At 34.1% G+C, this 21659-nt stretch carries 18 protein-coding genes, 1 tRNA gene and 1 pseudogene; 8 read left to right on the top strand and 12 right to left on the bottom strand.

Going from position 1 to position 21659, the window contains the following annotated elements:
- Positions 1 to 32: 32 nt before the first annotated feature.
- Positions 33 to 1436, top strand: a complete 1404-nt coding sequence (gene glmM, locus HJ01_RS16385; RefSeq protein WP_007139623.1) for a phosphoglucosamine mutase — start codon at positions 33 to 35, stop codon at positions 1434 to 1436.
- Between the two features lie 112 nt (positions 1437 to 1548).
- Here glmM and HJ01_RS16380 read toward each other — a convergent pair whose 3' ends face one another.
- From HJ01_RS16380 to HJ01_RS16355, 6 genes are all read right to left on the bottom strand, one after another.
- Positions 1549 to 1947, bottom strand: a complete 399-nt coding sequence (locus HJ01_RS16380) for a DoxX family protein (protein ID WP_007139622.1) — start codon at positions 1945 to 1947, stop codon at positions 1549 to 1551.
- Positions 1948 to 1970: 23 nt separating this feature from the next.
- On the bottom strand, positions 1971 to 2216 hold the full coding sequence (locus HJ01_RS16375; RefSeq protein ID WP_007139621.1) for a hypothetical protein: 246 nt from the start codon (positions 2214 to 2216) through the stop codon (positions 1971 to 1973).
- Positions 2217 to 2950: 734 nt separating this feature from the next.
- Positions 2951 to 3277, bottom strand: coding sequence for a DMT family transporter (locus tag HJ01_RS16370; RefSeq protein WP_007139620.1), 327 nt, complete (start codon positions 3275 to 3277; stop codon positions 2951 to 2953).
- A gap of 321 nt (positions 3278 to 3598) precedes the next feature.
- On the bottom strand, positions 3599 to 6127 hold the full coding sequence (locus HJ01_RS16365) for a TonB-dependent receptor (RefSeq protein WP_007139619.1): 2529 nt from the start codon (positions 6125 to 6127) through the stop codon (positions 3599 to 3601).
- The gene (locus HJ01_RS16360; protein WP_007139618.1) at positions 6114 to 7028 is read right to left on the bottom strand and encodes a FecR family protein; all 915 of its coding nucleotides are present in this window, start codon (positions 7026 to 7028) and stop codon (positions 6114 to 6116) included. The genes HJ01_RS16365 and HJ01_RS16360 overlap by 14 nt, the downstream gene beginning before the upstream one ends.
- Before the next feature lie 61 nt (positions 7029 to 7089).
- A complete protein-coding gene (locus HJ01_RS16355) occupies positions 7090 to 7605 on the bottom strand; it encodes an RNA polymerase sigma factor (protein ID WP_007139617.1) in 516 nt (171 codons plus the stop codon).
- 339 nt (positions 7606 to 7944) lie between these two features.
- Here HJ01_RS16355 and HJ01_RS16350 point away from each other — a divergent pair, with 339 nt between their 5' ends.
- The 3 genes from HJ01_RS16350 to HJ01_RS16340 all read left to right on the top strand — a co-directional run bounded on the left by HJ01_RS16350 (position 7945) and on the right by HJ01_RS16340 (position 10481).
- The gene (locus HJ01_RS16350; RefSeq protein WP_007139616.1) at positions 7945 to 8988 is read left to right on the top strand and encodes a hypothetical protein; all 1044 of its coding nucleotides are present in this window, start codon (positions 7945 to 7947) and stop codon (positions 8986 to 8988) included.
- A gap of 96 nt (positions 8989 to 9084) precedes the next feature.
- Positions 9085 to 9861: a hypothetical protein gene (locus tag HJ01_RS16345; RefSeq protein WP_007139615.1), complete on the top strand. Its 777-nt coding sequence runs from the start codon at positions 9085 to 9087 to the stop codon at positions 9859 to 9861.
- Positions 9862 to 9899: 38 nt separating this feature from the next.
- A complete protein-coding gene (locus HJ01_RS16340; RefSeq protein WP_007139614.1) occupies positions 9900 to 10481 on the top strand; it encodes a porin family protein in 582 nt (193 codons plus the stop codon).
- 69 nt (positions 10482 to 10550) lie between these two features.
- On the opposite strand, the gene HJ01_RS16335 is transcribed toward HJ01_RS16340, so the two are convergent.
- Positions 10551 to 11573, bottom strand: coding sequence for an alkaline phosphatase D family protein (locus HJ01_RS16335; RefSeq protein ID WP_007139613.1), 1023 nt, complete (start codon positions 11571 to 11573; stop codon positions 10551 to 10553).
- 203 nt (positions 11574 to 11776) lie between these two features.
- Between HJ01_RS16335 and HJ01_RS16330 the strand changes: the two genes are divergently transcribed.
- Positions 11777 to 13264 carry an aminotransferase class V-fold PLP-dependent enzyme gene (locus HJ01_RS16330; RefSeq protein ID WP_007139612.1) on the top strand — a complete coding sequence of 496 codons (1488 nt, stop codon included), beginning with the start codon at positions 11777 to 11779 and terminating at the stop codon, positions 13262 to 13264.
- Between the two features lie 43 nt (positions 13265 to 13307).
- On the opposite strand, the gene HJ01_RS16325 is transcribed toward HJ01_RS16330, so the two are convergent.
- Both HJ01_RS16325 and HJ01_RS16320 read right to left on the bottom strand, forming a co-directional pair.
- On the bottom strand, positions 13308 to 14873 hold the full coding sequence (locus tag HJ01_RS16325; protein ID WP_007139611.1) for a protein adenylyltransferase SelO: 1566 nt from the start codon (positions 14871 to 14873) through the stop codon (positions 13308 to 13310).
- Positions 14874 to 14948: 75 nt separating this feature from the next.
- Positions 14949 to 15821, bottom strand: a complete 873-nt coding sequence (locus HJ01_RS16320) for a lysophospholipid acyltransferase family protein (RefSeq protein ID WP_040474088.1) — start codon at positions 15819 to 15821, stop codon at positions 14949 to 14951.
- Positions 15822 to 15936: 115 nt separating this feature from the next.
- Here HJ01_RS16320 and HJ01_RS16315 point away from each other — a divergent pair, with 115 nt between their 5' ends.
- Complete coding sequence (locus HJ01_RS16315) at positions 15937 to 16575, top strand: rhomboid family intramembrane serine protease (protein ID WP_007139609.1); 639 nt, start codon at positions 15937 to 15939, stop codon at positions 16573 to 16575.
- Positions 16576 to 16626: 51 nt separating this feature from the next.
- Complete coding sequence (locus HJ01_RS16310) at positions 16627 to 17316, top strand: SIMPL domain-containing protein (protein ID WP_007139608.1); 690 nt, start codon at positions 16627 to 16629, stop codon at positions 17314 to 17316.
- A gap of 266 nt (positions 17317 to 17582) precedes the next feature.
- Here the strand turns inward: HJ01_RS16310 and HJ01_RS16305 are convergent.
- The 3 genes and pseudogenes from HJ01_RS16305 to HJ01_RS16295 all read right to left on the bottom strand — a co-directional run bounded on the left by HJ01_RS16305 (position 17583) and on the right by HJ01_RS16295 (position 19025).
- Positions 17583 to 17667: transfer RNA gene (locus HJ01_RS16305), tRNA-Tyr, on the bottom strand.
- A 176-nt stretch (positions 17668 to 17843) separates the two neighbouring features.
- Positions 17844 to 18230 (bottom strand): annotated as a pseudogene (locus HJ01_RS16300) (TlpA family protein disulfide reductase); the annotation flags it as partial.
- 18 nt (positions 18231 to 18248) lie between these two features.
- Entirely contained in the window at positions 18249 to 19025 is a 777-nt protein-coding gene (locus HJ01_RS16295) for a DUF4369 domain-containing protein (protein ID WP_007139606.1), read from the bottom strand.
- Positions 19026 to 19714: 689 nt separating this feature from the next.
- Between HJ01_RS16295 and HJ01_RS16290 the strand changes: the two genes are divergently transcribed.
- The coding region (locus HJ01_RS16290) for a thrombospondin type 3 repeat-containing protein (protein ID WP_040474087.1) at positions 19715 to 21659 on the top strand (1945 nt) is incomplete at its 3' end.

Genomic DNA, 21659 nt, shown 5'->3' with positions numbered 1-21659 from the left:
AAAGAAATAAATCAAAATTTTAAAACATAAGAATGACTTTAATAAAATCAATATCGGGAATTCGTGGAACTATTGGAGGTAAAGTAGGGGATAATCTTACACCTGTTGATGCAGTAAAATTTGCTTCGGCTTATGGGACTTGGTTGAAAAACAACACAGCTTCAAGAAGTAATACTGATGAAAAACTAAAAGTAGTTGTAGGTCGCGATGCCCGTATTTCAGGACCTATGATTCATAATTTGGTAGTAAACACCTTAATAGGTTTAGGAATTGATGTAATTGATTTAGGATTGTCAACAACTCCTACAGTAGAGATTGCTGTTCCTTTGGAGAAAGCTGATGGTGGAATAATCTTGACGGCTTCTCACAATCCAAAACAATGGAATGCTTTGAAATTATTGAATGGAAAAGGAGAATTTTTGAATGGTATCGAAGGGGAAAAAATTCTTGTGATCGCCGAAGCTGAAGCTTTTGATTTTTCAGATGTGGACAGTTTAGGAGAGATTACAGAGAATGATGCTTATATGGATATTCATATTGATGAAGTGTTAAACCTTCCTTTGGTCGATGTTGAAGCGGTAAAAGCAGCTAAATTTAAAGTTGTTGTTGATGGAGTGAATTCATCTGGAGGGATTATTATTCCAAAATTACTTGAATTGATGGGAGTGGAAGTTGTGAAATTGTACTGCGAGCCTAACGGACAGTTCCCTCACAATCCAGAACCGTTAAAAGAACATTTGACTGACATATCAGAATTGGTAGTGAAAGAAAAAGCCGATTTAGGTGTTGTAGTTGATCCAGATGTAGACCGTTTGGCCTTCATTTGCGAAGACGGTGAAATGTTTGGTGAAGAATATACTCTTGTTGCTTGTGCGGACTATGTATTAGGTAAAACTCCAGGAAATACAGTTTCAAATATGTCATCTTCTCGTGCTCTGCGTGATGTGACAAACAAACTCAACGGTACTTATGAAGCATCCGCAGTTGGTGAAGTGAATGTAGTTGACTTAATGAAAAAGAACAATGCCATCATAGGTGGTGAAGGAAATGGAGGAATCATTTATCCAGAGTCTCATTATGGTCGCGATAGTTTGGTAGGTGTGGCTTTGTTTTTAACACATTTGGCTAACAAAAAAATGACTGTTTCTGCATTGCGTGCTTCCTATCCAGAATACTACATGAGTAAAAACAAAATTGAGTTGACACCGCAAATTGATGTTGATGCCATTCTTGTAGCCATGACTGAGAAATATAAAAATGAAGATATTACAACAATTGATGGAGTGAAAATTGACTTTGCTACTGAATGGGTACATTTAAGGAAATCGAATACAGAACCTATTATTCGTATTTACACAGAAGCACCTTCGCAAGCACAGGCAGATACTTTGGCCTTGCGTATTATTGACGAAATAAAAGCGGTGGCAGGAATTTAAAAACCGCACTTTCTAAAAATAAAAAAACCTTTCAAATTTGATTTTGAAAGGTTTTTTTATTTTTAAGATTAAAATCGAATGATCGTCATTTAAAAAAAGAATGCACTTTAACTTAATCCCATTTATTTGTTGTTGAAACAGCATGTTTTCCGCTACCAGTAAAGAATAAGCATAAAGCTCCTGACAGATACAAGCCTATTAGTTCTAATTCCCAGCCACCATTCTGATTTAATTTAAAGAGATCCCCTAAGTGCACAAGTGCCGTAGCAGACAATAAACCAAAGATAAATGCCAGAGAAGCTAGTCTGGTTCTGTATCCAATAATTATCAGTATAGGTGCAATAATTTCAGTGATATAAACACCGTAGGCTAATAAGGATGGTAAACCTTTTCCTTCTAACATTCCTTCAATAAAAGAGACACCGCTTAGTTTAGCGATTCCGTGAAATAACATCAAAGCTCCTACTGCAATTCTAAGTATTAACAAGCCCAAATCTGTGTTTTTATTCATGGTTTTTAATTATTGATTACTATTTATTTGAATTCAGCATGGGGCAAACGGTCGAATGTTTTTCTTTTATTTTCGTACCATGCGTTCATTCCTTCTGGAAAATGCATTAACTCCTGCATTTCCCTCATTGCTTTAGTATGTGGTTCATCACCATTTTTAATCATTTCCATGGCATGTTTTTTACTCAATTCAGCCATTTCTTCAATAGAAGTAGCATGAAATTCTGTATCACATGTACCACCTAATTGTTTACAAGTCATTGTTTTCATAAATGTCGTTTTTAAAGGAATAGAAGGCTAAATACACATCATTTACGATAAAGTAAACAGGTATTACAGCCGATATTCTGCGTTATTTATTATTTGAGATATTGTAAATATAAAGGATTTTAACTAAAATTATATTGGTTTTTAGAAAAAAATGCTCGTAAAAAAAGTAATACTATTGGGTTTTTAAACCCAATAGTAAGTTTCTTATTAAGGATTCAAGGCTTTCTATACTGAGGTGTTTTGATAATATATTACATTCTGGCTTTTTATTCATATTTTAAGCGGAGCGACCATTTATTCGGGAAATTAAGTGAAAAATTATTGTTTTATGGCGTCCCAAACAAATCTATTGTGATTACTAAGGTTTAGGGTAGCGTTTTAGCCTGAAGTTGTTCTATTTATTTAAAATGGACCGGCTATTTATAAAAAAAGCTATAATGGAGGAAAGCTAATTTTTAAATTGGATTTTAATTGGTTGGTCCAATTGAAAGGTTAAAAAGACTGGTTTTTCTTTTTCCTTTATACTTAAATAAATAACATTGATTTGCCCTTACAGGTTTGGTAAATAGTTAAAGATATTATGGCTGTCATAGCTCCGTTTGTTATTGAAGCCCCGGGTTTATTATGTACCTTCTTTACAGCTATTGGAATGATGAAATAAGAACCGACGTTGATGAGTGCGCTACTAAAGATAGCTGCCTAAATTGCCTAGTTGCTTTTGCGTAATTAAGATTTTAGTGTGATACCGCTTTTAGTCCAATAATGGAGCCGATTAAAGTAGTAAGGAAAAGTAGGCGCAGCAGGGTTGCTGGTTCTTTAAAAACAAGAATTCCTACTAAAACAGTCCCAACTGCTCCAATTCCTGTCCAAACGGCGTAAGCTGTTCCTATGGGTAAAGTTTGAGTTGCGGTAATTAAAAGGCCCATACTGATACTAAGGGCAACAAAGAAACCGACGTACCAAAAGTACATTTCGTTTCCTGTTGTTTCATTGGCTTTACCCAAACAGAAAGCAAACGCTACCTCAAATAAACCTGCAATAACTAAAATAATCCAATTCATAACTTTTGTTTTTGGCGTAAAGGTCGGAAATAGGATCGATGAATGATTTTAGTAATGATAAAAAAAGTAAATCTTATTTAATTTTTGCTCCCGTTAATGCCTAAATAAAAAGTGATACGTCCTTATTACCTCCATTTTACTAAACCGAAGCTGTCCTGAGAGAAGCTGTTCTTTTGTTTTGAAAAGTTGCGGCATGCGAAATGATTGTACCCAATTTGTAAAGAATAACTCTTCGTGAAAGTGTTGCTGTAGGTTTTTAATTTGCAATCCATATTTTTACTAAAATAACGCTGTCTTCTTCTTTAATAAAAGTACTATTCCCTAAAAATTCATTCTTAAACTTATATTTGGTGTCATACCAAGGGATTTGTTATCCACTCTTATTGTTTTATCGGAATCCTTTGTATCCACTTTGTAATAGCGGTTAATCACATTTTCTTCATTAGTAGTATTAAGAACTCCTGCACGAAGAATTCCTTTTATCACAGGCGAAAATCTGAAGCTGTAACTGATAGAAGTGTCTAGCCGCATAAAGTCATCGAGGTTCTTACTGTTTGGCGAATCGTAATTGACCATAGTAGTATTGCCGTTTTGTACTGTTTCGTTTCCTTGAAGCGGAATTGTGTAAGGCTGGCCGTTTCTCCAAATACCACCCACAGAAACCTTAAAGTTACTATTGATGTCATAATTAATCCCTAGAGAAGCAGAATGTCTTATATCAGCATTATTTGGGAATGTAGAAGGAGTAAAGCTTTCAAAATGATAGTCGTTTACACTAAAAGTATAACTAATCCAAGTGCTGAATTGTCCCGAAGTTTTATTCGCTAAAAATTCAATTCCCTTGGCGGTATAACTTCCATGTGCTTTTTTGTATTGGAAATTATTGTAAAAACCCTGATTAGACGCTGTTATGCCATTCACAATTTTGTAGAAACCCGTAACGTCGATATTGAGTTTGTTTTTGTTAAATTCTACTCCAAACGATGCTTGCTTGCTGGTTGCAACAGGAATATTTTCATTATTTACTAGTACCCAACGTCTTTTTTCTACACCCAGAAAATCATCTTCAAAATCGATAATTTGAGTTGCTGTTTGATTCTTAAATTCACCCTCCAGCTTTAATGCAAATGAATTTGATAGTTGCTGTCTGATGTTTATCCTTGGTTCAAGCAATAATTTTTCAAACTTTTGAAAATAATTCAAGCGAGCGCCAATTCTCAAATAGCTATTGTTTTTATGGTATTCGGCTTCAGTATAAAGCCCATGATTTTCCAATACGTCTTTCTTAGTACTAGAGTAGGATGGAGCGTTGACGGTAGTCTGGTTGAGCATTCCGGTTTCGTTAAACTCATATCCGGCCAATAGATTGAGGTACTCTGTCGCCTTGTAATGCGCATTCAGTTTTATACCTGTTTCTAATACCTCATTGGCTTCGGTTAGTAGTTGATCCGTTTCTATTCTGTAATCAGTAGCATCGATATTGTATTTTGAAAAGTAGCTGATAAGGTTGGTACTAAATTTAGAATTCCATTCCGCTTTCCAGTTTCCTCCGTACCCAATATTCTTTTGCGAAAGCGTACTTGCCTTGGTTTCTGAATTGCTAGCATTAGAGCTATATTCTGTATAATCTAAAGCATTATTGATACCAATAATATTCGCCCTAAATTGGTGCTTTTCGTTGAGGTCAAAAAGAATTTTAGCGGTATAATCGTAAAAATAAAAATCTGATTTGGTGTTGTTTTGATTACTTTCGGCATTGATTTCGCTATCTTGAAAACTTCGTTTGTAGTAATTTGTAAACGTTGGCGTATCAAAAAGATCTGTTACAGAACGCCTTCCTGAGATATCGATTTCCAAATTGTTAGTTATAGGAATTGCCAAAAATACGTCGGTACTGATACCATTAATTCCCGCACCGCCAGAAAATGTATTACTCACTTTATCATTTGTAAACATATTGATAGTACTGGAAACCCCATCGCTATATTCCGTACTGGTTCCGTTTTTAGTGACGATTACTTTATTAGTAAGATTAGGATTGTAAGCTGATACGAGCCCGAAGAAATGACCCGAATGGTACATTTTAATATTGTCCCAAATCATTAAATTCTGGTCGTTTGTACCACCGCGAACATTGATATTTTCAATACTTTCATTCGTGCTTTCCACTCCTGGCAAGGCTTGTATTGATTGCAATACATCAGGTTCAATTAATCCGGGTAAGATGCCAAATTTCTTGGTGTTCAAAACGGTACTTCCGTCCAAGTATTTTTGTAAACCTGGAGTCAAATACACATTAATCAGGACTTGATTGAGTTCTTCAGGACTTGTTTTTAAAAACAGTTCTTTGCAGTTGTTTTGAGCAGAGAATAATTGATTGGCTGTAAACTGTTTTCCTTCATAACCTAAATAGGAAATTGAAATTGTGGCCGTTATAGGAACATTTGGAATCGTGAAAAACCCGTTTTTATCGGTAATGGTAGCTGCGTTTCCCACAAGTACTGTAGCACCAGCAAGTGGTGTTTTTAATTCTTGAGAAAATACAGTACCACAAACGGGAATCGTTTTGTTAAGTATCGAAACTGTAACGTAGCGGTTGTCTAAAGCTTTGAAGTTTAAAAGCACTTTAGAGTTCAAATAATCCATTGTCTCTTGTAGCGAAAGTGTAGTGGCTGGTTTCTCAATAGAAATGCCTACCACATCTTCAACAGCATACGAGAACTTTACATTAAACTGCTGCTCGATGGAACTGATAACACTTGATAGCGGGATTTTATCATTTGGTTTTTGCGCATGGCAAAAACTTCCTACCCATAACAAAATATAAAGTATCCATTTATTGTACTCCATAGTTGTAAAATATAATGGTTTTGCCTTCTATTTTATAACTTAGTTTAAGCGGAATAGTAATAGCCTCTAAAGCTATTTTTTGATCTTTATGAGTGAAACTTCCAGTAAATAACTTAGAAGTATCAACGCCTTCAGTTTTGATTTTTATGTCGTATTGACGCTCTAATTCAGCTATTACCTGATCTAACGGAATGCGGTCAAAACTAGATTCCTGTTGCATCCATGAAGGATTTTGTGCATTAAAATCGGGAACATCTTCAATAGTGTTATTGATTAATCTAAAGGTTTTCCCCGGTGGTAGTTTTATTGTTTCGTTATTATGTGTTACGCTAACCAAACCTTCGAAACAACTTACCTCAAAATAATTCTTGCGTTGTTTTACATTAAAATGGGTCCCCAGAACTTTTACAATACCATCAGAAGTATTTACACTAAAGGTTTGTCCTTTTTTTACTCGAAAATAGGCTTCTCCTTCTAAAGTCAAATCACGTTTTTTATCCCATTTTTTTTCGTTGAATGTTATTTTTGAAGCCGCATTTAATAATACTTCGGAATTATCAGGAAGATGGAACGTTTTAGTTTGTGCTATTTGAGTTTCAAATGAAGTTGTAGTGTTGTAAAACAAGAAATATGCACTCGTTAACATCACTACTATTACTGCAGCCGCCCTATACATCGTTTTAAAGTTTAGGGTTCTGACTTTGGTTTCTTTTTTGGATTTATTTCTCGCTTTAAAATGGTCTAATGCCTTCTGCGCATCTACTTTTGGGGTTTCCAATTTGGATGAGTAATGGGCGATTTTCTCCAATGTTTCAAAACCTTCAGGTTTTTTTAAAACCTCGATTTCTTCACTTGAAAGATCTCCATTTAGCCATTTTAGTATTTCTTTTTCTTTTTTCATTTTGAACCTCTATAATGGTAAGACAACTCATTGTAGAATTACCCTAGTATAAATCAATTATTTATATGTTTTCAATTTGCTCTTTTAATGTTTTCAGAGCTGCAGACATTCTTTTTTCTACTGCTTTTTGAGATATTTCTAAAATATCTGCAATTTCTCTGTATTTTTTTCCGTCGATTCGATTCATCAAAAACACTTCACGCTGGGCTTCGGTCAATGAAGAAATAGCATTCTGTAGTTTTATTTTGAATTCCTCTTCTTCTAATAAGTATTCTGGACTTTGATTGTTCGTGTCGAGGTTTGGAGTCTCTTTGGCGTAAGCCAGAACCACCTTGTTATGCTTTATGGTATTTAGAAATAAATTATTTACGGTAGTAAGCAAATAGGTTTTTACTTTTGCGAAATCAATTTTAGAACAATTCTCCCATATTTTGGTAAAGGCATCTTGAACCAAATCTAAAGCGGCATCGCTATCACCACATTTGTAATAAGCAAAATTCGTAGCCGATTGCACATTTTTTATATAAAAGTGATTGAAGTGATTTTCGTCACAAAGGTTATTTTTGTCGTCGCTCATTTAATGCCAATTCATTTTTAGTAGGTCGTAAAAGTAAATGTTTTTTTAATAAAGTATGGAGGATTCCTTAAATAGTCCAATTAGAGCTGTTTGCTTGACTGTCATGTTTTTATGCGGTATTGGTAATTCAAATGTAAATTTTGTAATAAATGGGGTTAATTGTATAACTGATAGCAGGCCGTTTATAAATAATTTTGTTTTTTTAATTAAGAGGTTCGCTTTCGATTAGAAAAAAAATATTTTTATTTTAAAATGAGGGTAGGGTAAAAGGAGGCTTGGTTGTCTTACTAACAGAAAGGCGTTTATAGCATCGCTTAAAAAAATATAAAAATATAAAGTATGAAAAAGTTAAGAACTATTACAGGAATTGTATTGATGTCCATATTAGGTTTCACATCTTGCCAAAGTGAAGTGGATGATGTGCAAGGACAAAATCCAAATACGAATGCTGCAAACTCAACAACAGCGAATAACTTGAAACGTACTTCGATGTATGATGGCTCATTTGATGATTTTCTTGATGGTGCTTCTTGTTCTTCAATTGTATTGCCTGCTACAGCAACAGTTAATGGAATAAAGGTTACGCTTATTAGCCAACTGGACTATACACAAGTAATTTCTATTTTGGGTCAGTTTAACAATGATCAAGATTCAGCTACGCTTCAATTTCCATTGAAAGTTAAAATGAGTAACTATACTGAAGTTACTTTTAACAATCAAACAGAATACAATGCTATTCTTAATGCATGTTCGTCTGCAGAGTCTTCAGGTCAAAGTGCCATTTCATCTGTAAACATAACTTTTCCTATTACGATTTTAACTTATAATGTAAGTTTAGAACAAACAGGAAGTGTTGTTATCACATCCGAGCAACAATTATATACGTATATGTCTAATGTAAGTAGCACAGAATTATTCTCGGTAAAATATCCAATGAATGTTACGCTTATTGATGGTGCAAAAACATCAGTTTCTAGTGATGCTGAGTTTCAAGCAGCTATTAATGCTTCTCTTAAAACTGAAGCGACGATGGCGGAAGCAGTTCAGAATTCTAAAAAATTAGAAACTATATTAGTGAATGGTGCTTTTAAAGTTCAATCTTTTATAACTGCTGGAGTTGATTCAGCAAGTAATTACAAAGATTTCACAATAGATTTCGCTAATGACAAGTCAATAAAAGTGGTAAATACACTTAGTACGACTGCAACTGGTACTTATGCAGTAAGTTCAGAATTAGATGTATTATTGAAGTTGACTTTTTCAGGAAATACTTCTTTCAGTTTGTTAAATAACACGTGGAAAGTAACAAGTTTCAGTGCTTCATCAATTTCATTGCAAAGCACAACAAACACTGCTGTAACAGTAGTATTGAAACAAATCTAAATTGAATGGTTTTGGTTTAGGGTTTAAGGTTGGTTAAAGTACAGCGACGTAAAAGGCTGCTGTACTTTAAATAATAATTTGGAATAAAAAAATAAAATGAAAAAAGGAATTACATTATTGACTTTCGCTATAGTATTACTAGTTTCCTGTGCAAAGGAAGACAGCGCAAACGAAACTTCTATTGAGGGGAATTTAATCAGTAATAATCAAAAAGCGACAGGAAGTTCAGCTAATGATTTATTGTCTGATGCTGCTTTTAAAAGTATGGTCATCGAAGTGGTGTATGTACAAGGATTTGAACCATCAGCATCAGCTATTAGTAATTTTGTTTCCTTTTTGAATGCCAGAACATACAAGCCTGGAGGAATTACAGTTGTTAAAAGAGCAATTGTATCCCCTGGGAAATCCACTTATACAAATCAGGATATTGTGGATATTGAAGATGCCAATAGAACTAAATATAATACCTCAGATCAGATTGCTGTTTGGGCATTTTTTGCAGATGCAGCTTCGTCCAGTAATACTGATACAGCGGTTGTTTTAGGAACAGCTTACAGAAACACGTCTTTTGTTATTTATGAAAAGACAGTTCAAGGTTTAAGTGATAGTCCATTTGAACCTAATAGAAGTCTATTGGAATCAACGGTAATCACGCATGAGTTTGGACATATTTTAGGCTTGACCAATTTAGGTACTGCTTTGCAAAGCAATCATGAAGATCCGGAACATACAAAACATTGTAATGTGACGAGTTGTTTGATGTATTGGTCAGCTGAATCAGGAAGCGGAATTGCCAACATGGTTTCAGGAGGATCGGTGCCACAATTAGATGCGCAATGTATTGCAGACCTTCGTGCAAACGGAGGGAAATAAGAGAGTATAAATTAACCCTAATATAAAAACAGAAAATTATGAAAATTAAATATTTATCAATAGCCTTATTTTTAGGTGTAATGTCAACAATGACTGCACAAGATCGTTCAACTCCTACATCAAATGTAGGGATAAAAGGAGGTTATAGTTTAGCCGCAGTAAATTACGACGGTAGTGGAGAAACAGGACAACGCCATGGATTTCACGTAGGTGTTTATGGAGAATCGTTCATTAGTGAAAGCTTTTCTATTCAGCCAGAACTTATGTACTCGCAACAAGGATATGAGATAAAGGATGCTAATGGGACGTTTACCCAAAAATTAGATTACATCAATTTGCCAGTAATGCTTAAAGCGTATCCTACTAAAAATGTCTTTTTAGAGGCAGGTCCACAAATAGGATTAGCAGTTTCTCATAAAGAGGAATATGATGGTTTCATCAGTGGATCAACAGAAAGAGACCCAAACAGTTTTGATTGGGGAATGAATTTTGGAGGTGGTTTTAAAACTAATTCTGGAATAAGCTTAGGAGTACGTTATCATTTAGGTCTAGGGGATTTGTATGATAATGACAAAGCACATAATCGTGTTTGGCAATTCTCAGTAGGATTCGACTTGTAGTCCCACTAGCTTTTATATTTAGACCCTCCCAAAATAACGCTTTGGGAGGGTTTTGCTATTTAAGTCGTTTTAGTATTTTTGAATGTGATGTCCTAAAAGCTTATTTTCTTTGCCTCGAATTTCCATTTGGACAGAATGAGTATCAAAATCGAATTTTAAAATACCGAAATTTAATTCTGTGACAACTTGTCCTTCTAGATATGGATTTTCTTCTCCTGAAAATCCGGTATAGGTATGTGTTAGACCGCTTGAAGTAAAATCAACTAAGTCATAGGGAAGTTGAGGTACTTTCTTAGTAGAAAACAGAGCAATATGGCGATCTCCAGAAACTATAAAAGTCCCTTGGGCTTTAGAACTAACAATTAGTTTTTCTAATTTATCAACTTCATGAGGGAAGTTTCCCCAACATTCAAAGCCATGTTTGTCAGATAGAAATTGAACACTACTAACAATCACATTAAAAGCTGCTTTTGAGGAGTTTAGTTCTTTTTGTAGCCATTGCCATTGTTCTTTTCCTAATATAGTTCCTTCACCATAAGCATTGGGCTGAAACCGTTTGTTAGGGTCTTCTGACTTTGTTAACTCCGTTCTAAAATAGCGGGTGTCTAGAATGATAATCTTTATTTGATGATTGTTGACAGTAATTGTTTTGGAATTATAAACACCATCTCGTTTTCTTTCGGGAGCATTTTTAGGAGTATCTAAAAAATCAAAGAGGTAGTTTTGACTTTCTTTTTTGAAAGTGTATTCTTGTCCGCCATCATTACGACCGTAATCATGATCATCCCAGGTGCCAAGGATAATTTTGTTTTTTATAAAATGCTGGTAACTAGAGTCTGATTTTTGAAGCGCAAAGTTGGCTTTTAAAACGTTCATGTCTTCTGTATCTGAGTACACATTATCTCCACCCCAAATCCAAACTCCAGGATGGTTGGCATCTATAGATTCCCAAAGTACATTTTTAATTATTTGGTTATCACAAGAGCCAAAAGCAATTGTGTATTGATTTTGAGTAGGCTTTAAGTCTAAATTAGACGTGCTTTTGCAATTGATAAATATAAGAATACTAAAAGCTAAAATGATTTTTTTCATGTGTAATAAGGGACTTTATTATAAGTTATAAAATTAGAGTTTTATTTTTTTACGGAATTTATTTTATTGTCAAATTAACTTTAAATTTCTCGTGGGTTCTCTTAATTGAAGGAATAAAAAATTTAAGAATATGGAATGTAATAAAAGTTCAAATTTTTAAATCGATAAAAATCAATATCTTTGGTCTTTAATAAAAGAATGTCATGACCGTTAAAGAATCTCCAACTCAGTTAGAACAATATTTTCAACAGTTTCGTAAGAATATCATAGGAATAGATCAAAATTTCGTTTCCCCGTATGGACAACAAAAAATCATCTATACTGATTGGACTGCCAGTGGTAGGCTCTATCGCCCTATAGAGGAAAAATTGATGAATGAATTTGGACCTTTTGTGGCAAATACACATACTGAAACTACTATTTCCGGTACGGCAATGACTAAAGCGTATCATAAAGCGAGACATATTATCAAGCATCATGTAAACGCAGATGCTAATGACATCCTAATTACTGATGGAACTGGAATGACTGGTGTAGTGAATAAATTCCAACGTATTTTAGGGCTGAAAGTACCAGAAAATTTAAAAGACTTTATCAATATTCCAGCCGAAAAAAGACCTATCGTTTTTATTTCGCATATGGAACACCATTCAAACCAGACTTCTTGGTTAGAAACGATTGCTGATGTTGTTGTAATACCTTCTACTGAAGATGGTTTATTCAGCATCGAAAATCTGGAGATAGTTTTGGAAAAGTATAAAGATAGAACTTTCAAGATTGCATCAATTACTTCTTGTTCTAATGTAACAGGGATTAAAACGCCCTACCATGAAGCTGCAAAAATAATGCATCAACACAACGGACTGTGTTTTGTAGATTTTGCCTGTTCTGGTCCTTATGTAGAAATAGATATGCATCCTGAAGATCCCGAAAGTTATTTAGACGCCATTTTCTTTTCGCCTCATAAATTTCTTGGCGGACCAGGAACTCCGGGCATCTTGGTTTTTAATAAAAAATTATATCAAAACTTAGTTCCTGATAATCCAGGCGGAGGAACAGTTTCGTGGACTAATCCTTGGGGTGAACATAAATTTATTGATAACATTGAAGATAGAGAAGATGGTGGAACACCAGGTTTTTTACAGGTGATTAAGACTGCTCTTGTTATTCAATTAAAAGAAAAAATGGGAATTAAAAATATCCTTAAACGAGAGCATGAAATCGTTGATTATGTTTTCGCAGAATTAGGTAATGTTTCCAATATTAAAATTCTTGCAGGGCAACATCAAGACAGGCTAGGAGTAATTTCCTTTTATATTGATGACTTGCATTTTAATTTGGGTGTGAAATTACTGAACGATAAATTCGGAATTCAAACTCGTGGAGGTTGTAGTTGTGCTGGTACATACGGGCATTTTTTACTACATGTGGATCAAGAAACTTCGCATAAATTAATAGATGAAATAACCTTGGGTGATTTGATAAGAAAACCGGGTTGGATTAGAATGTCCATTCATCCTACAACGACCACTGCCGAAATTGAGTCTGTTTGTAACAGCATTAAAGCATTGGCCGAAAACCACAAAATTTGGGCTTTAGATTATGACTATAACAGAGATACTAATGAGTTTGTGCATAAACAAGCAAAACCATTAGAGGATGAATTGGTTAATAATTGGTTTTCATTATAATCGAAAGAGCTTCTCTGCTAATACATAAATTCTATGTTGTCTGCTAAGAACTGCAAGACAACATAGAACTTCCAATTTTTTCTCTGGCCCAATCAGGTCTTTTGGCAAACCACTTTTCAGATTCCGGTTGTTCCTCATATGGATTTTTCAATAAAAGATGTAATTCTTCTATCAACGAGAAATCCTCTTTTTCAGAAGCTTCAATAGCTAGTTGAGACATGTAATTTCTTAAAACATATTTTGGGTTTACAGCATTCATCGCTTTCTTTCTATCTGCATCAGTTGCTTCTTCCTGTCTTAGTCGATTTAAATATTGGGTAAACCAATACAACCAAGTTTCTTTTAGCTGTCCCGTAACTTCATTTATTTTATAGAAAGAATCAGCTATTCGTAAAAAAGCCTCTTCTTCAGATTCTACTTTCTTTATCTGACTTAATTTTCTAAAGAAAATGGTCATATCCGTTTCTGTTTGCTGCAAATTTTCGGTTAACAAGTGAATCAGTTGATTGTCATTTTCCTCTTTGGTAAAAAGGCCTAATTTATTGCGCATCATAGTGGCATAATCGGCTTCGTATTTACTCTGAAAACTATTTAAAATAGCTTCTAACGGTGCAGCCTCTTCAATTAATGGATATAATGCATTGGCCAATTGATATAGATTCCAAAGTACAATTTCGGGTTGGTTCCCAAAACGATACCTACGGTTTTCACGATCCGTTGTATTTGGAGTCCATTCTGGATTATAGTCTTCTAACCAACCGTATGGGCCATAATCGATAGTAAGGCCAAGAATAGACATGTTATCAGTGTTCATTACTCCATGAACAAAACCCACACGTTGCCAGTGAACGATCATTTCTAGATTTTTGTTGGCAACTTCTTGGAAGAACTGAATATAGCTTTCTTTCCCTATTGATTTTATTTCTGGGAAATAATATTTTATGGTAAAATCAGCTAGTGATTTCAATGTTTTTAGGTCATTTTGCGAGGAAAACAGTTCGAAATTTCCAAAACGAATAAACGATGGTGCCACTCTGCAAACTACGGCACCTTTTTCATAAGCGGGATGACCATCGTACATAACGTCGCGCAATACTTGGTCGCCTGTAAGGAGTAACGAAAGTGAGCGAGTAGTAGGAACGCCTAAGTGAAACATGGCTTCGCTACATAAGTGTTCCCGAATGGAAGAACGCAATACTGCCAGTCCATCTGCTCCACGAGAGTAGGGTGTAAGTCCCGATCCTTTTAATTGTAAGGTATATGTTTGTTGATTATTTTCGATTTCTGTAAGAATGATGGCTCTTCCGTCACCCAATTGTCCAGCCCAGTTGCCAAACTGATGTCCGGCATAACTCATGGAGTAGGGACGTGTATTGGGAAGTAATTCTTTACCCGAGAATATATTTGTGAATTCAGCTGATTGCGCTTCTTTTTTAGTGATACCAAGTAGTTCCAAGACTTCGTCCGTCACATGGATTAATTTAGGACTAGAAGGAATTCTAGGGTTAACATAGGAAAAACAAGCGTTTTTAACCTGACGTGTAACGTTTGTTTCATTAGTATCTGCAGGAAGTTCCGTACTAAACCTATTGTTGATTTTTAAATTCATTTTATAGTGTATTAGTACCAAAATTAGGGAAATATTTTGGTAACCTTAGTTAATTAAAGCCTAATGTAGTTTGATTTATTGGCGACGGTGTTTCCATCTTTTATGAGTCCAGAAATAATATTCAGGTGCCTCATAAATTTGTTTTTCAACTTCCTTGATGAAGGCATGGGTAATTCCAAAATCTGGCACTGACTTAGGATCGTCGCTCAAAGGGACTAAGGTCGCTTCGTAATATCCTCTTTTAACCTTTTTGACTTTTGCAAAAATAACGTTCAAATCATGTTTTTTTGCTAGCATTTCGGCCCCCGTATGTACTGGAACTTCTATGCCCATAAAACTATCCCAATGAAATATTCGGCCAGCTTTCGGGGATTGGTCACTTGCTAAGCCATATATAGAAAGAATGCCGTTTTTTTGATTGTGCGATATTAAAGGAATCGTTTTGTTAGTGGCGACTAATTCAGTGTTGTATTTTGAACGAATGTCTCTAATAAGCTTATCAAAATATTTATTAGCAATTTTTTTATAAACACCTACACCCTGGTAGCTAATTTTTTGATTTAGGGTAATGAGCCATTCCCAACTTGCATAATGGGAAGCTAGAAGCATAATGCTTTTTTCCTTTTTTTCGTATTCTTTGATGACTTCAAGATTTGTTATTACGAATCTTTTATTCATCTCTTCGGACGAAATGGTCATGGTTTTTGTCATTTCCATAAACATGTCGCATAAGTGGTGGTATGATTTTTTTTCTATTGAGAGTCTTTCTTCAGGGCTAAGATGAGGTAGTGCTAAAGCAATATTTGCTCTAACTGTCTTTTTGCGATAGCCAATGACATAATAAATTAAAAAATATACCACATCCGATAATAAATAAAAAATTCGGAAAGGAAGCATTGATATTATCCAAATAAAAGGGTAAGCTATTATAAATATAAGAAATTGCATGCAGTAATTTTTCTTGCAAAGATAAGCCAAAAATGGATAAACATATAAATTATACGAAGGTACTAATGAAGTATTGGAGAATCACTACATTTACAATTCACAATAAATATACTTTATGAATATAATATTAATTGCAATAATAGTTGCAAATGTCCTTTTTAGCTACAAAGGATTTAATGACAATACGTTCTTTAGAAAATACGAATTTCACATGGGAAGAGTTCAGTCGGGAGAACAAATCAGGATTTTATCGTCAGGATTTCTTCATGCTGATATAGCGCATTTGGCATTTAATATGTTTACACTTTATTTCTTCGCACCAGTAGTTATTGATTATTTGGGAGAATTTTTATTTGTTGTTGTTTATTTTGGAAGTTTAATTTTTGGAAGTCTGTTGACTATAGTATTTCATAAAGATGATTATAATTATAGGGCTATCGGCGCTTCTGGTGCTGTAACCGGTGTGTTATATTCGGCAATATTATTACGACCAGATATGATGCTGGGAATCTTTTTTATAATTCCGATGCCTGCCTATCTTTTTGGGATACTTTATTTGTTATATTCAATTTACGGAATGAAAGCTAAGAATGACAATATAGGTCATACGGCGCATTTTGGGGGTGCTATAGGCGGTTATTTGATAACGCTTATCACTAATCCCAATTTACTTGTAGAGCACACCTTTATGGTCGTATTATTAACTATTCCCATTATCATTCTTTTTGCTATGGCTAAAATGGGTAAACTATAATGGCATAGATATTGAAAGAGAATACACCAATAAACAATTAAAAGAAACAATATGAAAAAAGCAGCTTTAATTATAGCGATGTTATTTATGGGCATGACGTATGCACAGGAATTAAAACAAGTTCCTCAAATCAACGTATCGGGAGTAGGTGAGATCAAAGTAGTTCCTGATCAAGTTAGTATAACTGCCACTGTCGAGACAAAGGGAAATAATGCTAAAGACGTAAAAAAGGAAAATGATAAGCAAATGGAAGCAGTGTTAAAGATGATTAAAAAAATGAATCTTGCGCCAGCTGATTATAGAACGCAACGCGTCTCCTTAAATCCAATTTTTGATTACGAAAAAAAGAAGACTACCTATAAAGCTACTCAAACCGTTGAAATTTTATTAAAGGACTTATCGAAATATGATGAATTAATGGAAGGCTTAGTGGATCAGGGAATCAACCGAATTGATAATGTGGTTTTTCAGTCGTCAAAAGTAGCGCAGTACCAATCAGATGCCAGAAAAATGGCTATGAAGGATGCGAAGCTTAAAGCCGAGGACTATGTATCTGTTTTAGGGCAAAAAGTAGGTAAAGCGATGACTATTACTGATAACTCACAAAACTATCAGCCACAGCCTGTTTATGCCCGTATGAAAACAATGACAATGGACGAAAGTACAACAACTCGTGAGACGCTTGCCGAGGGTGAAATTACAATAACTGCAAATGTAAGTGTAAGTTTTGTTTTAGAATAAAAAATAAAACAGTTAAAATATTAAAGTCCTTTCTCTTTTAAAAAAGAGAAAGGACTTTTTTTGTGAACAACGATTCGTTAATATCTGATTGTCGTACGCTTCCTATAAGAGCAGAAAGAATAAATTTCAGGTTCTTTTAAGCGCAAAAAAAAAACTGCACGTTTGTAGTGTTTTTGAATTAATCCGTAGTTCTTATGCTTAGTGAAAGTCCTCGAAATTTCACGACTTTTTTACATAAAAAAACGCTGCAATTGCTTGCAGCGTTTTGGTGGGGAGAGTAGGATTCGAACCTACGAAGACGTAGTCAGCAGATTTACAGTCTGCCCTCGTTGGCCGCTTGAGTATCTCCCCGAGGCCTTTGCTTACAACGCTTATGTTGTTGTTAGCGGTGGCAAATATAGTAACACTTTTCGTTTCTGCAAACAATTTTCATACTTAATTTTACTATTATTTTTAACGTATTGGTATTGAATAAAATAAAAAAATCTCCACTAGGGAGATTTTTTTGTTTTGTTCTAAAAAACGTATTATTTAGCCAAAAGTTCGATGATTTTTGCTTTAAGTTCAGCACCTCTTAAATCTCTTGCTACTATTTTACCTGAAGCATCAAGTATAAAAGTAGCAGGAATGGCTTCGACACCATATTGAGCTGCAATTGGCTCATCCCAAAACTTTAAGTTAGAAACCTGATTCCAAGTTAACTTATCTTTTGCGATGGCTTCCTTCCATTTAGCAGCATCTTTGTCTAATGAAACACCAATGATATTTAGCCCTTGTGGATGTAACTCTTTATAGATGGCAACCACATTTGGGTTTTCTTGTCTACAAGGGCCGCACCATGACGCCCAAAAATCTACAATTGTAACTTTACCTAAACTTTCCTTAAGTGAAATAATTTTCCCTTCTGGATTAGGTGCAGAGAAATTTGAAGTTCAGTTAGCATCTCCAACTTGGGCAGTATTTGCACCAACAGCAGGAGAGTTTATTTCTGTAAGTTTTGCTTTTACAGCTATACCAGCTTTTGTCTTTTTTAAAGTTTCTTCTAAACTGTTAAAAATTGTTTCTGTTTTTTTAGTATCCGCAGTTGGGTCATTAGCCATACCTTGTACAATTAAAACACTGATGTAAGATTTAGGATGAGTTTCAGCATAGCTTGTATATTTTGCTTTAGATGCAACACCTACTTCTTCCTGTAATTTTGAAAAACCTTGCATTAATTTGTTGATTACAGCAGTGTCTTTAGTTTGTTGTGCTGTATTCATTGCTTGCATGTTTTGAGTTTGAAAATCCATTAGTTTCTTTTGAACTACTTTGATTTCCTCATTAAATTTCACATATTCATCATTACTGTAAGTACCAGAAACTTTAGAATTTTGAATACTGTCTTTATCGATTGCTATGGTGATTTCTCCATTTTCTAAGATAAAAGGAATTTTAGTGTAAGGCGCTTTTCCTGCTAGTGCTTCTAATTGAATAGTATGGAAAGAGGGTTCAGTAACTTTTCCTTTAATTTCAAATTTTCCGTTTTCTACCTTTACAGTATCTAAAGCAGTTATCGCACCTGTAGTAGGGTCTTGAGTCTCTAGGATTATAGTTTTACCATTTTCAATACCAGTTGCAGTACCAGTGATAAGGAATTCGTCTTTTCCGACTTTGTTGCAAGAAAATAATATGACAGCAACAGAAAGTAATAAAATTATTTTTTTCATTGTTAATTAGTTAATTGAGTTAAGTGTGCAAAAGTATCTAAATTTATTAAAGTATAATTAATTTAATTACCTAAAATTTTGTTATTTTTTAATTAATTTCTTTTTATACAAATGAAGTATTTTAGTCGTTTGTAACTCTTTAGTTAGTTTTAAAAACCATAGAAATGGAACGTTTTACAAAGTGAAATAGATAGTTCCATAACCCAAATAGGATAAATTAGTATTTAAATTAAAGAAAGTAATTACTTTTTATTAGACTAATGTCAATGGTTTTAAATTTGAATAAAACTTAATATTTCAAATTTTGAAGACCTATTTAATAAAAGCTTCAATTTTAACTTTACTACTATATTATTTTCATTTTTATGATAAAGGAAAATAAACTTTAATTAGTGTAAAACTTCAATAGCTTTTTTACTGAAGAGGAAAGATTTAGCTTTATTAATCAATGTTTACCTAATTGATTATAGCTATTTACTTGCTTTTAATTCTTCATCATAAAGCTTTTCAATTCTGAATTTCAACACTTTTTGAAATTTCATTCATCTATATATAATTGTATTTCATCTATCGCAATTCTAGCTTAATCGATTTAAATAAAGGTAGGCGTAATTTATATTTTTCTTTACACTATTAACAAGCCGAAAATTCATGCATTCATATGTTTACTAACTTAAAATATTTATTTTATGTGTAATTCTACCTTAAAAAGCGTCAATTATAATTTTATAAAACTATTGAGTTTTGCAACTCTATTTTTTTTATTGTCTTTTAGTATTAGAGCTAATAATACCGAGAAGACAATAGTACCAGGAGGAGCGGCTACTTTAAATCCAGGTGCAGTTTCATGTAACCAAAAAACGCCATTAATAAATGGAAGTGTTTTTGATAATTTGACTGCGACAATAACTAATAATGTACCAAGCTTGATACCGCCCTGCTTAGGTTCTATATCAGGTACAGGTAATCTTACGGATGCTGATTTGAATAACGTTGCATCTATAAGTATTACAGGTATTGGTTGTAATGGAGAACTAGCCGTTTCAGATAGTAATGATGTTTACCCTGCAGGAACTTTTGCCGGATTTAAAATAAGTGCAACTGGTTTACTGCAGGCCTCAATTGGAGCAACAATCAAGATTAAAACGTACCAAGGAGGATCTTTAAAAGAAACATTTAATGCGGTAACAAGTACTATTGGAGTGAATTCTACTTTAGTGGATAGCAGTGGCAACACAATTCTTGGTTTTGTAACTACTCAATCCTTTAATGAAGTCAGAATTGAGTACACTTCTTTGGTAGGAGTTTTATTTTCGAATACTATTTATTATGCTGTAATCGAAAATTTTTGTGCTGGTCCTGCATTAAATTGTAACGAAAAAACAACTCTTAGTAATCCTAATTTCCCTGTTATTATCAACAGCAGTAAAACAGGAATTTCTGGTCTAGCGTGCGTTGGATGCTCTGTAAACAATGCTGAAAATTTAATATCTGCGAGTACAATAGATTTTGCTACTATAAACTTAGCTGTTGGCGTACTTGGGTCTAGTGGCTCAATTTCGGTAAAAGACGTTTTAAGTACTTATCCAATAGGAACTTTTGCTGGTTTTGAAATTTCTAACACAGCACTTTTAGGTGTTGATTTATTAGGTGGTTTAACTTTAACAACATATAATAACGGAGTACAAGTTGAAACTTTTTCAGGATCTTCAGGCTTAATTTTAGCAAAAACTTCTTTACTAAATGGAGACGGGAGAGGAATTGTAGGTTTTGTTACAACTCAAGTTTTTGATGAAATACAATTATCTGTTTTTAACCCTTTAGTAGGAGTAAATATAGGAACAACTAACGTTTATGGAGCGATTATCCAAAAAAATTGCCCTGTGTCACTTGTTTGTGATCAAACCTATTTTTTAAATGAAGGAGCTTCTGGCTTTCCTGTAATTGTAAATAGTGTTAATACAGGTTTAGCCGGTATTGCTTGCGTGGGATGCTCTGTTAGTGATACTCAAAACGTAATTTCTACTAGTACCAGCGATTTTGCTTTAATAAGTACAGCCGTGGGGGTTGCATCTTCAGCATCAATTGCTGTTAAGGATCTTGTTTCTACTTATCCTATAGGAAGTGTAGCTGGATTTGCAATAGAAGATACAGGAGGATTGTTACAACTTGATTTATTAAACTCACTTGAAATTTGTACCTATTTAAATGGTGTGCAGCAGGAATGTTCCACAACGAGTAATTTATTAAACTTAACAGCAGTAATAGATATTTTTGGAACTGCTGCAGGCAGGTATAATATTGGTTTTCAAACTACTAAATCATATGATGAAATTAAGATAAGTGTTGGTTCCTTAGTAAGTGCAATAAATTCAATTAGAGTTTTTGGAGCTTTTGTAGATAGTAGAACGGCTAACGATCCTAGTTATGGATTAGTATGCAATTTAGATTCAGATGGAGATGGTGTTTTAGATACAGTGGAAAAAACAGATGGCACGAATCCAAATGACAACTGTTCGTTAGTAATCGCTAGTCAAACTTTAGCTCCAAATGCAGCCTGGAATGCCGCAGATTGTGATAGTGATGGAGTGACTAATGGTCAAGAAATCACAAACGGAACGAATCCATTGAATG

The organism is Flavobacterium frigoris PS1 (assembly GCF_000252125.1).
Lineage (GTDB): Bacteria > Bacteroidota > Bacteroidia > Flavobacteriales > Flavobacteriaceae > Flavobacterium > Flavobacterium frigoris_A.
Note: the sequence above shows the minus strand (reverse complement) of the source record. Positions and strands in the feature narration are given on the sequence as shown.